This is a genomic window from Emergencia sp. JLR.KK010, assembly GCF_037018265.1.
GTDB classification, from domain to species: Bacteria; Bacillota; Clostridia; order Peptostreptococcales; family Anaerovoracaceae; genus Senimuribacter; species Senimuribacter intestinalis.
Window position 1 is genome coordinate 1,104,544 of sequence record NZ_CP143550.1, and the last position, 14,422, is coordinate 1,118,965.

Consider the following 14,422-nt stretch of genomic DNA (forward strand, 5'->3'; position numbering starts at 1 on the left):
GGAGGGGAGCAGATGAAAAGAAAGAAAACGAGAAGAAGCCTCATCATGGCTTTGGTAATGTCTATCCTGATTGCTGTCCCTACCTGTGCTTATGCGCAAAGTTCCAGCGCCGAGACCGGCGGTTATCTGACAATGCCAAGGAGTAAATTTAACTTTATTTTCCCGGAGACAACAGAAGTTATTACTGAGATTGTACCAAAATACGATGATAGCGGCGATATTACGACGACAACAACGCCGACTGTACCAGATGATGATGGTACAAATAAGGTAAAAGAAGAAAACCAGCGTGAGCTGATTAAACAAGCTGATCTATATGATTCTGACGTTGTGGTTATTAAACCAGCAGAAGATGACGATGACATCAGTACAAAAATTCCTGGTTCGTTGCTGGACGAAATCAGTAAAAGACCGGATCTTGACCTGTCTATCAACACGCCGATCGGCAAAGTCGTAATAGACACCGATGGCGTTTTAGACCTTGCTGAAAAGGCTGGGCAGGACGACATCGTGGTTACTATCATTAGAGATGATAACCCAACTGGCAAGGAAAAAGAAATTGCCGGCAAAGACGGAATTGTCTACCGGGTGATTATCACCATCGGCGGAAAAGAGATTGAGACTATAAACGGTACAATCACACTGCTGTTAAAAGCCGATGGAAAACTGCTGGATGATGAAATCATCGCAATACACCTAAAGGATGGAAAAGGGCAGGAGCTTGCCAATAACCGTTACGACAAGGATGGCGGTAACTGGATCACTGTAAAAACATCTTCTGCCGGCACATATATTCTGACGCATAAAGATAAAGTAAAAGAAGATGTTACTAAGCCGGAGAAGCCGAATAACGGTAGCAATCAGGGCGAGATAAAACCGACTGAGGGCGGGCAGGATAATCAACCTGGCAGTACGCCACAAACAGGCGATGATTTTGCATTACTAAAATATTTGTTAATTCTTTTTGCAGCAGGAACTCTTCTGGCTGCAGCGAGAAAATTGGATAAATGATAAATAATGAGAGACAAAAGGCAGCAGTAAGCTGCCTTTTGTGATATAAAAATCGGAGGTGAGGAGGATGAAGAAAAAGCGAGTGATGGGGTTGTGCCTTATACTACTGTTATCGCTTACATCGACCGCTTATGCAGGGAGCATGACAACAAAGGTATGGACTATCACAACGGGTCAGGACTATGCAAATATCACGCTTGACGATCTCGACAAAGGTGAGCTTGCCAATATGACTGCAGAAATTCATGAGGATGGCAAGACATATAAGGCCATAAAAGTGACTGCAGATGTAATCAGCAAAAGTAAGCCTGTTACAGTAAAAAAGACCTATACAAATCTTACTGATAAAAAGGTGAAGAAAAGTATTACGAAATCGGGTGAAAAGCTGAAACTTGATGATGTAGAGTGGACAGAGCATCACCGCCATGCTGCAACAGGAACACTTACCTATAAGGGAAGTGATAAAAGACCGGATGCGCCCAAGACAAAAGAAATTACGACATCTTTACCGGATGGAAGTGAAATATCCGTTGTTGGAAAGTTACAGGATATCAAGCAGACTGGCAGCAGTTATAGCAAACCATTCACAGTGACTGCAAAGTTTATCGGTGATTCAGATGTCGCTTATTACAAATTAGATGATACGCAAATTCCAAACAACCCTAAAACACCAACGTTTGAAGGTTATCAAGAAACTATTTTGCGGCATTTGAACTATAATCCGGCTGATTACCGCATTACCGATGGAAAATGGAGTAGCAATTATGTAACAGAAAATGGGCGGACAGTTCGGTACGCAGAGTTTAGTGGATTACGGAAAGCGAGCGACTGGACGGCCTATTACGAAGAAGAATTGTCAACAGATAGTCCTGCACTTGCGACTTATGATGCAGTAGCAACATATACCAATGGTATTAAAGATACCAGCTATGAAGTGATGATAACTGTGGATTACGAAGAAGTGGGACTTTCGCTGTTACAGAAGGTATTGATTGTAACAGCGGGAATTGCAATTTTGTCCATTATTATAGGGCTTATATTGATGATTCTAAAAAAGAAAATGGAAAAAAATAAGAAAACTGTTCATTAAAAATTCAGGATAATCATTTGAGAAGAACACTGCTTTTATAGGAAAACTGAATATGTGGATTGATGTGGGGCCATTGCTCCAGATGTTTTAACGTCTGTTGTGATGGCCCCCTTTTTCGCTTTTTGCGTCAAACGTCAAAGAAGAGAGGTATAATCATGAAAGAAATAACTGAAATCTTGAGAACAGAAGGGATATTATCACAGGGCTTCGGCATCAGTCCTAAGATTCTTTACAGGGATCGACGTTTGTCGCCGGAAGCGAAAGCTATATATGGGTACATAGCGTCATTTGCTGGGAATGGAAATTCAGCATTTCCGAGCCGCGATATTATGCTGGAAGAACTAGGGATGTCATCAAAGCGCTATTATAAGCATTTTTCGCTGTTGCAGCAATGCGGATATATTACTGTTACAAAACAGAGAGACAGGTATGGTTCTTTTGACCGAAATATTTATACTCTTGTAAGTAATCCCGTTCCAGAGGAAGAGGATTTGCAGACAAATAGTGAGACGGAGCTATGCGGGACAGCCGCAAGAGAACAGGTAGAATGTTCGGTGGGAGATGCGGCAGAGAGAAAACAAGCAAAACGAAGTAGAATCAATTACTCCAAATCGGGAAATTCCAAACAGCGGGGAAGACGGCAGGCGCCAATGCCTGAAACCGGAAGGGGCAACAGCTGGCTGCGTGAAGTCATGGCAATCGATGAGATTTCACAGCAGCAGCCAAACGACAAAAAGTATTTAGAGAAGATCTATATGGCAGCCACAGATATGGCTGATTCTGAGCAGATTAAGGTTGGAGGAACAATAAAGTCAAAGGAGCAGATAGCCACAGTTTTGAACAATTTAAACGCAGATACAACAAGAACTGTACTTTTTAAATTTAAGAAAATATTAAAGAATAAAGAATACAGAATTCGTAATATGAGAAGTTTTCTGCAGGCGTTGATTTGTAACAGCCCGTTTGAGATAGATGATTTTCTGACATATCAGGATGTGCAGCAGCAGAAAGCAGAGGATGCAAAGAAAGATGAACGGGAACAGGAGGAAAAGACGCGGCGAGATGAGATTCTGAATGCGCATCCGGAGCTACGCGGTCTTGAATCTGATTATACCGAAGTGATGCGTAGACTTACGAGAGTAATGCTGACAGACAATGCGGCGGAAAAAGAACAACTGATGAGAAAACGTGATGAAATAGATATCCGGCGTCGAACCTATTTGGAAGACCACGGACTGCCGGATATCGTTTGAGATGTGCTTTGAAAACGTGGAAAAATGACTGGGAACATTGGAGCGGATCCATGTGGTCAAAACGACCACACGGTAAAAACGTTGAAATTTGTCCATGTAGTCAAAACGAACACGCGGTAAAAACGTTGAAATTCGTCCATGTAGTTAAAATGACCACATGGGCAAAAAATGCAAAAAACCCGCAAACCGTTGAAATGGGTCCATGTAGTCGTTTTGACCACACTAATATAAACAGTATATCTATATAGAATTACTAGAACTACAACAAAAAACTTTAATTACTAGAAAAACATCCTCAACAGTCAACGCGCGTGTGCGCGAAGTGAGGAAGGAGAGGGTGAATGGGATTAGGTTCTCAAAAATGCGGGCGCAGATGCGAACTGTTATTTTGCGCTTTAAGCGGTTTTATCGTCCCGGGCGAATAGATCATCGAAAAAGATGCCAAAAACGATCCTAGGTGCAATTTTGGGCCTTAGACAGACATGTAAACGGAGGAGGAATATGGATAAGGTTTATGAAATGGCGGTAATCGAACTGGTCAGATTGCTGCGTATTGTGAAAAGGCAGCTGCTTTTGCTGCGCGGTGTGCCGATGAACCAGGAGGAAAGGACAAAGCTGCTCAAAGCCATTGAAGCGGTGGAAGCGGAATTTGAGGTGTTCAGACTATGAATAATTTGTGTGAACGGAGCTGTGATATCTGTAATCTGCGTATGTATTGCCAAGGTTGTAGTCTATGTGAGATGCCTTTTTGCAAATTTGATTGTAAACAGTGCTTTTCTCTTTGCCCGCGACGAGGTTCCTCTTGGCATTATCTGGCTCAAGTAGGCGGCGGTCAAGTCACATTGCAAGGAAATCTGTCTCGGCAGCTGCCAGCATTGATTCCCGTGCTGCCGGATCACATGCCTGCGGCTATTGATGTCGGCCAAGTCGTAGGAATCCACGGTGGTAATTTTTTCAGCGAAAACGGTGAGCGTGTAGCGCCGGTGTATAGGCGTAAAGGCATACAGGACACACTGAATCTGTTGCAGCCAGTGAAGGGTGTATTGCAATTTTACGTCAAAGATCGAACCTTGGAAGGTATTTGGGATAAGCGCAGGGAAATCTACGCACAGCTGCAGGAATTTCCCTGGCAGGCGATTATAGCTCCGAACTACAGCGTTTATGAAGATGCGCCGCGAATCGACCACCTATATAACATTAAGCGCAGCAGTATCGTGTATAACGAGATGTTGGATGCTGGGCTTCCGGCAGTGCCGGACATCTCTTGGTACAATAAGATTGACCTGGACCAGTGGATCCAGGAAATTAATAGCAAAGATGTCAGATGCGTTGCCTTTAGCTTTCAGACCGTTGGCACGGGTCTTAGGGCATCTAACTTCTATGTGCATTACCTCGCCGCTTTTAAGTATCTTACAGAACGAATTCCTGCAGAAACAGAAATCATCGTGGCTGGAATGGTATCATCCAAAAGGGTGCAGTTCTTAAAGGATGTCTGCAGCAATCCTTTGTCGGTGCTGAATCAGTCGGCATATGTCCATAGCCGCCGTGGGATTCTGTCGGAAACGGGGAAAGCGCCGGGAGAATTAACTAAAAATCAAATTTTGCTGAGAAATCTCGCGTACTATGATAAATCATACAGAAGGGAGGCAGAAATATGCCAAAGAACAGGAACAGCGGAACTATTGCAGGAAGAACTTACGAAATAGATCGAACTGAGCAGGAGAACAGAAATGACCAGGAGATGAGCGATCGACTGGAGAGACGATTGCAGGCCATGGATCCGATTACAGTAGAAATTGATAGTCGAACCAGACATAGGCGTGAACAAGTCACCGTTGATTTTGTGGATAGAGATCAAGCTGAGGTAAACACAGAAGGAGGTTCTTATCGGGTAAATATCTGGGAAGGCACTTGTACATGTCCGGATTATATGCATCGTCAGGGCAGATGTCGGCATGTTGAGGCTGTGGAGGTGGCTAGTGAACAGGCAAGACAGGGTATCATGCCGGGCAGCAGAGAAGATATAGAAATGTCCAACGGACAGGTTTTGTCAGAGCATCAAAGGGCGGAGACGGCGGCTGAGCTGCGTAATGCGGCAAGAGCGCGTACCGACGATGATTTTTTTTATACGGAACATCCTGATATATTTGAAAGCGATATGGCGCGGTTGCAAGGCGAGCCGGTGCCGTATACTTATGAGAATGTACTGAATGGATCTGACATCACCTTCGGTATTGAACTCGAATTTGTCCATGGGGATAGTGATGCGATTGCTGCAGAACTGTATCAGATGGGTATCTGCGGAAATGATTCTATGTCAGGGTATCATGGCAGACGCGTTCCGGGTAAATGGGCGCTGGAGAGAGACGGAAGTGTTACTTCAGGCAGCCGAGGTGGGGAGTTGATATCACCAATCCTTACGGATACGCCGGAGACGTGGCGGACGATTGAAAAGGTCTGCGATGTGGCAAAACAACATGGGGCACAGGTGAATTTTCAAACTGGTGGTCATGTACATATAGGCGCTTCCGAAGCTTTGGATGGCAAAAAACAGAGATGGCGACGCCTTTTTAAAATGGGTGCTGGTTTTGAGCAGGTTTATAAAAGAATATCCGGAGGAGAGCAAGGCGTGTTCAGGGGAGGTCATTATGCCGCATCTTCAGAAGATCTAAATCGTACAGGTATTGTTATGAGGCTTCCAGGCGAAGGAGATACCAGTGATTTTTTCTCCAGAATCAGCAGAAGACTTGGGCAGAAATACCGCATGATTAATTTTACCCCGCTGGGATCCAAAAAAACAGTGGAATTTCGAGGCTTTAACGGAACACTAACTCCTGGGGTCATTCAGGCCAATGTTAAATTCGCAGCTGGCATGGTTCTTTCCGCGGAACGGTCAAGATTGCGTAGCACGGAATCACTGATATCAACGGACTCAGATAAAAAGCGTGCCAATATTATCAATGCGTATGAGGAAAACAATCAGAGGTCAAATGAAGCGATTATGCGCACTTTGGATGTAGTTTTTTCCCGGAAAGAGGACAAGCAGCATGTATTATCTGTCATAGCAAAAAATTCTTGGAGCAGGCATTGACAAACAAACTAATTCGTGTTATTTTAAAATGAAAAAGTGTTAAAATGAAATTTCAAAATGATAATCGGAGCATAGTACTGATGATGAAGAAAAAGATAGAAGTGCTGCTTGCCGCTAATGACATGAATGTGGTGGATTTGGCAAAGTGTTTGGGCACATCGTCTCAGAATTTGTATAACAAGTTATCTAGGGACAATTTCAAGGTTAAGGATTTAGAGGATATTGCGGAGGCTACAGAGTCGGAGCTGGAGATTCGCTTTATCACTAAGGATGGGATGAAAATTTAGGAGGTGCGAGATGTTTAGCGTAGTGCATAACGGACAAGTTCAGGTAAAAGAGCCGGAAAAGCGGTTTCAAATGATGAAGGCAATGGATGATAATATGTATGAAGCGGATGATTATAGGGATTTGGTAGCAATTCTCTGTGGCACTGACTACTATGAAAGCCAGTCCGCAGAAACGGATTGGCATATGAGAGTGGACGCTGCAAAGGAACTGTGCCTGGCGCTGATTGCTTCGACCGAGGTGGAAGCAGAAATGGCAGGGGAGCTTGGAGAAGACGAGGAGTTGGATGAATTTATTATCCTTTATGATGAGCGGATTGGAAAGATACCATATTCTTTGACTGGACCAGATGCGGATTATGACATTCACGTTGATAATCCAGAGCTGATTCGGGTAGAAAGTGATAAGAATCTGCTCTGGACGCTGGAGAAAGCGCAGCTGATTGCAGTGTTCGAGTATGACGAAGATAAAGGTGACTATATCAGATGGCTAAATTATCTTAATCTGGATGGGTTGATTGCTGCGGAAACAGAATACTTTCGACAGCATGGTGATCAGACAAGGGTGCCGCTGTTTAAAAAGTTGGAGGAATAAGACATAGAGATAGGTTCGCTAAAATTTACAGTCTTTTCTTGAATTATATTTACTTTCTTCAAAATTTAAGTTAAGCTATAAGGGAAATATTTTTCACTTCATAAAGGCAAGAGTTGAGTAAAATAATGAAAGATGGGAAAAATAAAAAAGAAAATTTATTCTGTCTTACAAAGTGCAGACAGCAGATTTTAGGGAGTTTCAGAAATCTATTATACGGTACGAGGAGAGCATTATGTATCTTGAAAAAATAAGCCTACAGAACTTTAAGTGTTATGAGACATTGGATATAAAATTTGATAAAGAATTGACTCTTATTATAGGTGCGAATGGTGCAGGAAAAACATCACTGCTAGAAGCTGTTGCGATTGCTATTAGTACTATGTTTGTTCCTATGGAGGGAGTTAAGGGAACAGGTATTGATAAATCGCAGGCACGCTTGAAAGCATATAATATTGGCAGCCTTAGTGATGTACAGGCACAATACCCGGTAAAGATTTCTGCAACGGCTATGATTGATGGAAAGCATGTTTTGTGGGAGAGGGGATTGAATAGTGCTCAAGGACAAACCACAACGAAGGACGCGAAGGAATTGATTTCTATAGCTGCTGACTATCAAAAAAGACTTCGCGAAGGTGATACTACACTAATGCTTCCAATTCTCGCTTATTATGGGACTGGACGCTTATGGGACTTTCACCGTAAAAAACAAAGCGATATCCTTGAAGCGAATACAAGAAATAATGGTTATATTGATAGTGTTGATGGGACTGCAAATGTTAAGTTGATGATGAACTGGTTTGCAAAGATGACGGTTCAGAAGTACCAGAACCTAGAAAATGGTTTGGGGCCAATTCCTGAATTGGAAGCAGTCTTTGCAGCGATGGAAAAGTGCTACAATCTCATCACAGGATTTGATAATGCAAAAATCCAGTATAACATGGGAACAAAAGAATTGGATGTTTCCTATATTGATGAATCTGGCAAACGAATGCGGATTCCAATTAACCAGCTGAGTGATGGATATAAAGGAACTATTAGTCTTGTGGCAGATATTGCTTATCGTATGGCGGTTTTAAATCCTCAGTGCTTGGGAAATGTGTGTCAAAACACAGATGGTATTATTTTAATTGATGAGGTTGATTTGCATTTACATCCAGCGTGGCAGCAACGAATTTTGGGGGATTTGAGGACGATTTTCCCTAGAGTTCAATTTATTGTAAGCACACATGCCCCAGAGGTCATCAATTCTGTTTCGATGGAAAATGTGGCTGTAATTGAAAATAATCAACTGATTCGTGTGCCAGTTGAGACCTATGGGAAAGATGCTAATGGTATTTTACGAACCATTATGGGTGTAAGTGAGAGACCTGAGAAGATTATGAGGAGATTTTCGGATTTCTATGCCGCAATAGATAGAGCAGATTATGAAGTTGCGGAGCGTATATTAGATGAACTTGAAGAATGCATCGGCGCTGATCCAGAACTTGTATCGATGCGTGTACAGCTTGAATTAGAACAATTTTAAGAAGGTGTAACATGATACAGATAAAAAAAGGCAAAGAACCCCGTGCACTCTTGGAATATCGGAAACAAGAATTTTCATCCTACAAAGATATGCCTTCAGAGGTAAAGCGGGATGTATTAAGCAGCTTGATGTTAGAACAGGGGCATTTATGTGCATATTGTATGAGAAGAATTGAACTTAATGGGAAGAAAGAACGGAGAGCTACAATTGAGCATTGTCTACCGCAGGCTGTTTCAGATGTTAATCGTCTAAATTATAAAAATATGGTTGCTGTATGCAGCGGCAACAGGGACGCCCATTTAAACAAGGATAAGACTTGTGATGCAAAAAGAGGGAGCTTGCCATCAGAACAACAGCGAATGAAGAAAATTGATGTATTTGATGGTCATACCTTAGACCTCATTCAATATGGATCGGATGGCGGGATTTTTTCAAAAGACCCCGATGTCGATGAAGATTTAAATGAGCGGTTGAACTTAAACTGTGAAACTTTACGACTGGGGGATTGCCGAAAGCAAGCATTGAACGCATTACAATGTAATATTAGTAAAAAGTATCCAAATAAAGATGTCCCTCAAGATTATTTTCAAAAATTGTTGGATCGATATACAACTCAAACCGGTAAAAAGCCACCATATGTGGGGATTTTAATTTATTGGTTAAAAAAGAAAATACATAGAATCTGAAGGAAATCATATAAAACCACTCATGCGTTGCTGTTCAGAGTGGTTTTAAATTGAATTTTAAAACTACTTAGGGCGAACTGTATAATGGCGTTCTTTCTATTTTGATTATAATTCTTTGTGGGGTAATTTCGCAAGCAGGATTTTATGTTGGAATCCCAAGTTAAAAAGTTTGGTTTAAATGAATTCAACGAAATAAGTGTATGTCCCACCGTGGGACGAAGGAAAACCTCTTTGATATAATTAGGTAAAAATTATATTAAGGAGGTTCTTTTTATGAACTATGGCTATGCAAGAGTATCCAGTAAGGATCAAAATCTGGAACGGCAGTTATTAGTGCTTCAGGAGTTTGGCATTTCTGATAAGCACATTTATGTAGACCGTAAATCCGGAAAAGATTTTGAAAGGCCAGGATACAAGAAACTGATTCGTCGTCTGAAGCCGCAAGATATACTGGTAATCGGCAGTATTGACCGTTTGGGACGAAACTACGATGAGATATTGGATCAATGGAGACTTATTACAAAAGAGAAACGTGTAGATGTTGTCGTGCTTGATATGCCGCTTCTTGATACGAGACAAAAGGGGAAAGATTTGACCGGGACTTTCATTGCTGATCTGGTGCTGCAGATATTGTCGTATGTTGCGCAAACGGAGCGGGAGTACATTAAAAAAAGACAAGCTGAAGGTATTGCTGCAGCAAAACAGCGGGGCGTGCAGTTCGGCAGACCAAAATTGCAGATCCCAGAGGAGTTTGCACAATGCAAGACTTTATATGAGACAAAACAAATCACATCCAGAGAAGCCGCTGCAATGTTGCAGGTGTCGCAGCCTACATTTTTGCGGTGGCTTAATTAATGTTTGAAATTTTTTAGAAGTTTTTTGAAACAAAAGGTAGACTTTATGTTTCGAGTTGGCGCTTATTTTTGATTGTTGAAATTCCAACAATCTCTTTATGTACTTTCAGTTTACCACACCTTAAACAAAAAGTCTGCTTATTTTAGCTGAGTGAGGTAGTTACATGACAAAGAAAAAAGAAAAAATAAAGGTAACAAGACTGCGAGCAGAGAGACTTTCTCGTGGATACACCCTGGCTCAAGTAGGCGATGCGGTAGGTGTGACCAAAGAGGCCATAAAAACATATGAGCTGCTGCAGCGTACGCCTAGTTTGCAGGTATATCGGCGGCTGGAGGCTTTTTTTAAAGTTTCACCAGGCATGGATTTGCTTGAGGTTATCCAGATAGACGGTGATGGCGTTTTTCATAGCATAAAGTCTCTTTAAGGGGATTTTATATATTTCTGCACTTTGACAACTACATATTCCAACTTTACTGCGATTTGCGATACAGATTTGCCAGGAGCCTTCTGCATGTTAGTGTTGAACTGCTTGCCAGCTAAATGGCGGCATTAAGGAGGGGAGCAGTCTTATAGAGATATCTGATCGCGATGATCGACACATTAGCCAGGCACACGAGATAAGACCTGGTCGCCTATGTTATCGGGTCCGCTGAGGAAGACCGTCCCAACCACAGGGAAAATAGCCAAGATAAGAGCCGGCACAGACCAAAGTGTCCGAGACAGGAAATAAATAGCGGTGTGAATGTGGTATTGTTGCCCGAACCAGGGGTGCAGGAAGAGCAAATATGGTTTCAAAACGAAAATTACTGCGTAATGGCAGTAGATATACAGGGGGTTAAGCCCCCTGCAATGTGCTGCCAGCACAAATTATTATTATATTAATAGAGGTGACAAAATGAATAAGAAAGAGTTAGTCATGGAAGTTGCACAGAGAACGTCTCACACACAAAAAGATGTGGATGCTGTCATTTCGAGTTTTCTGGATGTAATTACATCTGAATTACAGAACGGAGGAAAAATTCAGATGTTGGGGTTTGGAAGTTTTGGTGTAAAAACCAGAGCAGAGCGTATGGCCGTGAACCCTAAGTCTGGGCAGCAGATGATTATTCCTGAAATGAAAGTTGTAGCGTTTAAACCGGGTAAAAACTTAAAGACGGCATTACGAAAAAAAGATTAGAAAAATGAAAAAGGTTTACGTTTCCGGTCAAAGTTGCGTAAACCTTAAAATCCAATAACTACTAATTTTACATGATTCTAAATGCAAATAAAGCAGTCTTTTCAAATTTATTATAATAAGGCTGCTTTCTAATTGCAAGTGTTTTTTGTATGAAGTAAGGAAAGGAGTCAAGAACTATGAATTACTTTGGAATATTTTTTACCTTTGTTGTGATGCCTGTGATGGTTGTGTTTGCAGCAGCGGCAGCAGCTTACTTTGACTGCCAGGAAAGGAAGGAGTGTAGATGAAAATGATTTATGCAGCATATGGAAGTAATATGAACGTGGCACAAATGTCATTCCGATGTCCGGCAGCAATAGAATTAGGTGTCGGTGAAATTGAGGGTTATGAGATGTATTTTTCGTATAAAGGAGTTGCAAATATTCAACCGAATTCTGATGAACGGGTTCCAGTCGTTATTTGGAAATTAACGGAAGAATGTATAAAGGCACTGGATCGGTATGAAGGATATCCAAATTTATATATAAAACGAATGGTGCGGGTTAAATGGCAGGATACAGAGCAGCAGATGCTGGTCTATGTTCTGAAAGAACCCTATGGAAGAGTGATTCAAATGCCGTCAGAACAGTATTTGAAATGCATTTTGGAAGGATATACTGAACATAAATTGGAAATAGGCAAGCTGCTTTGCCTTGACTCGTGATTTGTACCATGCGATACTTTATGTGAGCGTGAGAAAGGAGGTAAAGTGGTTGCGGGACATTTACAACAGAAGAAAGGGTATTGGTATATAGTATTAACCTACACTGATGCAAATGGAAAACCTGTAGCAAAGTGGAAATCAACAGGTCTTAAAATCAAAGGGAATAAACGGAACGCCGAAAAACTATTGGAGCAGTATCGGCGAGAATTTGATCCGCTTAGAAATGAAAACGGCAAAGTTGATGTTGCGTACTTTGAAAATTCTAAAGTAACTGATGATATGGAGATGCATGAACTTTGTGTTAGGTGGTTGAATTATAAAAAATTTACTGTAGAAGCATCCACCTATGCCGGATACTATAACCGTGTATGTAAGTGGATGAGACCATACTTTCTGGCGCATAGCTATACGGTCAGGCAGATTGGTAGCGGGGACATTCAGGAATACATTGAATACTTGCTTGCTGAAGAACAATCTATCAAGTCAGCGATGGATCAAAGGGACATGTTGAATGATATGTTCAAGTATGCAGTGATATTACAAATTGTACCTCCGTGGCAGAATCCTGTTCAACGTGTACCGAAATTGAAGGTTCCGACGAATGTGAATGCGTATTATGAAGCAGATACTGCAATTGCGCTGCTGGATAGTGTAATTGGGAGCAGAATCGAAATTCCGGTATTTCTAGCATTATACTATGGGCTTAGACGTTCGGAAATCGCAGGACTTACGTGGAAGGCTATCGATTTTAAGAATAGACAACTCACAATTAGTCATGTGGTTGTCGCAGTACAGATGAAGGGGCATAAGACCGTATATGATGCGAAGGATCGTACAAAAAACTTTGCGAGTCATAGGACTTTTCCTTTGCTGACTCCGATAGAAGAAATGTTGTTGCGACAGCAAACTAAACAGAAGCAGCAGGCAATGAAAGCAAAAAAGTATTATGACAGTGGATATGTTTTTACAAAAGATAATGGAATGCCTTACACACCGGGTTATATTTCGGGTGAGTTTAGACGGCATTTGACGCGGCATGGGTTTCCACCTATACGTTTCCATGATCTCCGTCATAGCTGCGCCAGTGTTTTACTTGCAGATCCGGAGCGCAGGGTATCACTTAAGGATATTCAGCTTTGGCTGGGACATGCAAACATTCAATCGACGATGCGGTATGCACATATAGGAGAACAGTTTTCAAAATTGCATACGGCTTCATGCATTGAAAATGCTCTTTTGCGAGACCATGGATGAAGAATTTTTTTGACAAATGTAGAGAACTAGCGACATTTTTTTAACAAAAACTTCAAATTAATCCAGTTTTTTCTTATTGAAAATCTGCTGAAAGTGTTGTAAAATAGCCATATAAACATTTATGGGGGTGTAAAGGTTTCGACGGGGGTGTAGAAGCCGGACCAGCGAGCCGTAGTCGCCAAGTCTACGTTAAAAGTGGCCGTTTAAATATAAACGCTAAAAAGAATAACAATTTCGCATTTGCTGCTTAATTAACGCAGCGCGCGTGTCAGCTCCGGTTTACCTGTAGGCTGGAGATCTGGCATCGATTATACAGGAAAACCTTGCGAGAGTTTCCGGTATCGTAAGGGACTTACGGAATAGTGCTTCTGTCAGCTTGCTGACGGGCGGTCAGAAGCGCGAACTTTAAATCATCAGCTGCGCTCGGAGAAAGTCCTGTGGAAATGCTTTCGGACAGGAGTTCGACTCTCCTCATCTCCACCACAAAAACATTGCAAAACCAACGTTTTTATGCGTTGGTTTTTTATTGACTACATTTTGTTATGTCTTCATAAAATTGCTCTAATTTATCTGACACACCCTTATCAGAACTTCTAAAATAATACTCATATATTTCTTGCGTGATTCTTGTGTTGCTATGCCCAATCATTTGGACACATCAACGATTTGTACGCCAATAGAGGATAATATAGCTGCATGAGTGTGCCGAAGTCATGAAACTTGCTTTTGAAATTATATTGTATTATTTCTTTATTTTTTGAAATAAACTCTATAAATCGCACTTCATTTATTTCGATATTAGTGATATACTGAAAATAGATTCGTTGGATTAAGTTCTTTGTAGATGCTATAGGCAAAGTTGCAAAAAGATCAGATCAGTTGCTGATACAGTATGAAA

Annotated in this window: 15 protein-coding genes and 1 other RNA gene; all 16 read left to right on the forward strand. The window is 41.5% G+C overall.

Annotated elements, in window-relative coordinates:
- Positions 1 to 12 precede the first annotated feature (12 nt).
- The 16 genes from V1225_RS05190 (at position 13) to ssrA (ending at position 14,007) form a co-directional block, all read left to right on the forward strand.
- Positions 13 to 1,011 (forward strand): hypothetical protein, encoded by a 999-nt coding sequence (locus V1225_RS05190; protein WP_338547718.1) that lies wholly within the window; start codon positions 13 to 15, stop codon positions 1,009 to 1,011.
- Positions 1,012 to 1,078: 67 nt separating this feature from the next.
- Positions 1,079 to 2,101 carry a hypothetical protein gene (locus V1225_RS05195; RefSeq protein WP_338547719.1) on the forward strand — a complete coding sequence of 341 codons (1,023 nt, stop codon included), beginning with the start codon at positions 1,079 to 1,081 and terminating at the stop codon, positions 2,099 to 2,101.
- 155 nt (positions 2,102 to 2,256) lie between these two features.
- Positions 2,257 to 3,354 (forward strand): helix-turn-helix domain-containing protein, encoded by a 1,098-nt coding sequence (locus V1225_RS05200; RefSeq protein WP_338547720.1) that lies wholly within the window; start codon positions 2,257 to 2,259, stop codon positions 3,352 to 3,354.
- A 501-nt stretch (positions 3,355 to 3,855) separates the two neighbouring features.
- Positions 3,856 to 4,023 carry a hypothetical protein gene (locus V1225_RS05205; RefSeq protein WP_338547721.1) on the forward strand — a complete coding sequence of 56 codons (168 nt, stop codon included), beginning with the start codon at positions 3,856 to 3,858 and terminating at the stop codon, positions 4,021 to 4,023.
- 173 nt (positions 4,024 to 4,196) lie between these two features.
- Positions 4,197 to 5,060 carry a DUF4417 domain-containing protein gene (locus tag V1225_RS05210; RefSeq protein ID WP_338547722.1) on the forward strand — a complete coding sequence of 288 codons (864 nt, stop codon included), beginning with the start codon at positions 4,197 to 4,199 and terminating at the stop codon, positions 5,058 to 5,060.
- Complete coding sequence (locus V1225_RS05215; RefSeq protein WP_338547723.1) at positions 5,009 to 6,445, forward strand: amidoligase family protein; 1,437 nt, start codon at positions 5,009 to 5,011, stop codon at positions 6,443 to 6,445. Before V1225_RS05210 ends, V1225_RS05215 begins: the two co-directional genes overlap by 52 nt.
- 80 nt (positions 6,446 to 6,525) lie before the next feature.
- The gene (locus V1225_RS05220) at positions 6,526 to 6,732 is read left to right on the forward strand and encodes a helix-turn-helix domain-containing protein (protein ID WP_201759567.1); all 207 of its coding nucleotides are present in this window, start codon (positions 6,526 to 6,528) and stop codon (positions 6,730 to 6,732) included.
- A 10-nt stretch (positions 6,733 to 6,742) separates the two neighbouring features.
- Complete coding sequence (locus V1225_RS05225) at positions 6,743 to 7,324, forward strand: hypothetical protein (protein WP_338547724.1); 582 nt, start codon at positions 6,743 to 6,745, stop codon at positions 7,322 to 7,324.
- Positions 7,325 to 7,556: 232 nt separating this feature from the next.
- On the forward strand, positions 7,557 to 8,849 hold the full coding sequence (locus V1225_RS05230) for an AAA family ATPase (protein WP_338547725.1): 1,293 nt from the start codon (positions 7,557 to 7,559) through the stop codon (positions 8,847 to 8,849).
- 11 nt (positions 8,850 to 8,860) lie between these two features.
- Positions 8,861 to 9,535 (forward strand): hypothetical protein, encoded by a 675-nt coding sequence (locus V1225_RS05235; RefSeq protein ID WP_338547726.1) that lies wholly within the window; start codon positions 8,861 to 8,863, stop codon positions 9,533 to 9,535.
- 273 nt (positions 9,536 to 9,808) lie between these two features.
- The gene (locus V1225_RS05240) at positions 9,809 to 10,390 is read left to right on the forward strand and encodes a recombinase family protein (RefSeq protein ID WP_338547727.1); all 582 of its coding nucleotides are present in this window, start codon (positions 9,809 to 9,811) and stop codon (positions 10,388 to 10,390) included.
- Positions 10,391 to 10,553: 163 nt separating this feature from the next.
- Positions 10,554 to 10,814, forward strand: coding sequence for a helix-turn-helix transcriptional regulator (locus tag V1225_RS05245; RefSeq protein WP_161909552.1), 261 nt, complete (start codon positions 10,554 to 10,556; stop codon positions 10,812 to 10,814).
- Between the two features lie 453 nt (positions 10,815 to 11,267).
- Positions 11,268 to 11,567 (forward strand): HU family DNA-binding protein, encoded by a 300-nt coding sequence (locus tag V1225_RS05250; RefSeq protein WP_330588376.1) that lies wholly within the window; start codon positions 11,268 to 11,270, stop codon positions 11,565 to 11,567.
- Between the two features lie 283 nt (positions 11,568 to 11,850).
- Positions 11,851 to 12,270 carry a gamma-glutamylcyclotransferase family protein gene (locus V1225_RS05255; RefSeq protein ID WP_161909554.1) on the forward strand — a complete coding sequence of 140 codons (420 nt, stop codon included), beginning with the start codon at positions 11,851 to 11,853 and terminating at the stop codon, positions 12,268 to 12,270.
- Between the two features lie 45 nt (positions 12,271 to 12,315).
- Positions 12,316 to 13,524 (forward strand): tyrosine-type recombinase/integrase, encoded by a 1,209-nt coding sequence (locus V1225_RS05260; RefSeq protein WP_161909555.1) that lies wholly within the window; start codon positions 12,316 to 12,318, stop codon positions 13,522 to 13,524.
- A 123-nt stretch (positions 13,525 to 13,647) separates the two neighbouring features.
- Positions 13,648 to 14,007: a transfer-messenger RNA gene (ssrA, locus tag V1225_RS05265) on the forward strand.
- Positions 14,008 to 14,422: the final 415 nt, after the last annotated feature.

What these genes read in the sequence shown, in the direction of transcription:
- V1225_RS05230 (WP_338547725.1), top strand. Translation starts at nt 7,557, where the DNA reads ATGTATCTTGAAAAAATAAGCCTACAGAACTTTAAGTGTTATGAGACA.
- V1225_RS05200 (WP_338547720.1), top strand. Translation starts at nt 2,257, where the DNA reads ATGAAAGAAATAACTGAAATCTTGAGAACAGAAGGGATATTATCACAG.
- V1225_RS05255 (WP_161909554.1), top strand. Translation starts at nt 11,851, where the DNA reads ATGAAAATGATTTATGCAGCATATGGAAGTAATATGAACGTGGCACAA.
- V1225_RS05225 (WP_338547724.1), top strand. Translation starts at nt 6,743, where the DNA reads ATGTTTAGCGTAGTGCATAACGGACAAGTTCAGGTAAAAGAGCCGGAA.
- V1225_RS05240 (WP_338547727.1), top strand. Translation starts at nt 9,809, where the DNA reads ATGAACTATGGCTATGCAAGAGTATCCAGTAAGGATCAAAATCTGGAA.
- V1225_RS05215 (WP_338547723.1), top strand. Translation starts at nt 5,009, where the DNA reads ATGCCAAAGAACAGGAACAGCGGAACTATTGCAGGAAGAACTTACGAA.
- V1225_RS05245 (WP_161909552.1), top strand. Translation starts at nt 10,554, where the DNA reads ATGACAAAGAAAAAAGAAAAAATAAAGGTAACAAGACTGCGAGCAGAG.
- V1225_RS05205 (WP_338547721.1), top strand. Translation starts at nt 3,856, where the DNA reads ATGGATAAGGTTTATGAAATGGCGGTAATCGAACTGGTCAGATTGCTG.
- V1225_RS05220 (WP_201759567.1), top strand. Translation starts at nt 6,526, where the DNA reads ATGATGAAGAAAAAGATAGAAGTGCTGCTTGCCGCTAATGACATGAAT.
- V1225_RS05195 (WP_338547719.1), top strand. Translation starts at nt 1,079, where the DNA reads ATGAAGAAAAAGCGAGTGATGGGGTTGTGCCTTATACTACTGTTATCG.
- V1225_RS05190 (WP_338547718.1), top strand. Translation starts at nt 13, where the DNA reads ATGAAAAGAAAGAAAACGAGAAGAAGCCTCATCATGGCTTTGGTAATG.
- V1225_RS05235 (WP_338547726.1), top strand. Translation starts at nt 8,861, where the DNA reads ATGATACAGATAAAAAAAGGCAAAGAACCCCGTGCACTCTTGGAATAT.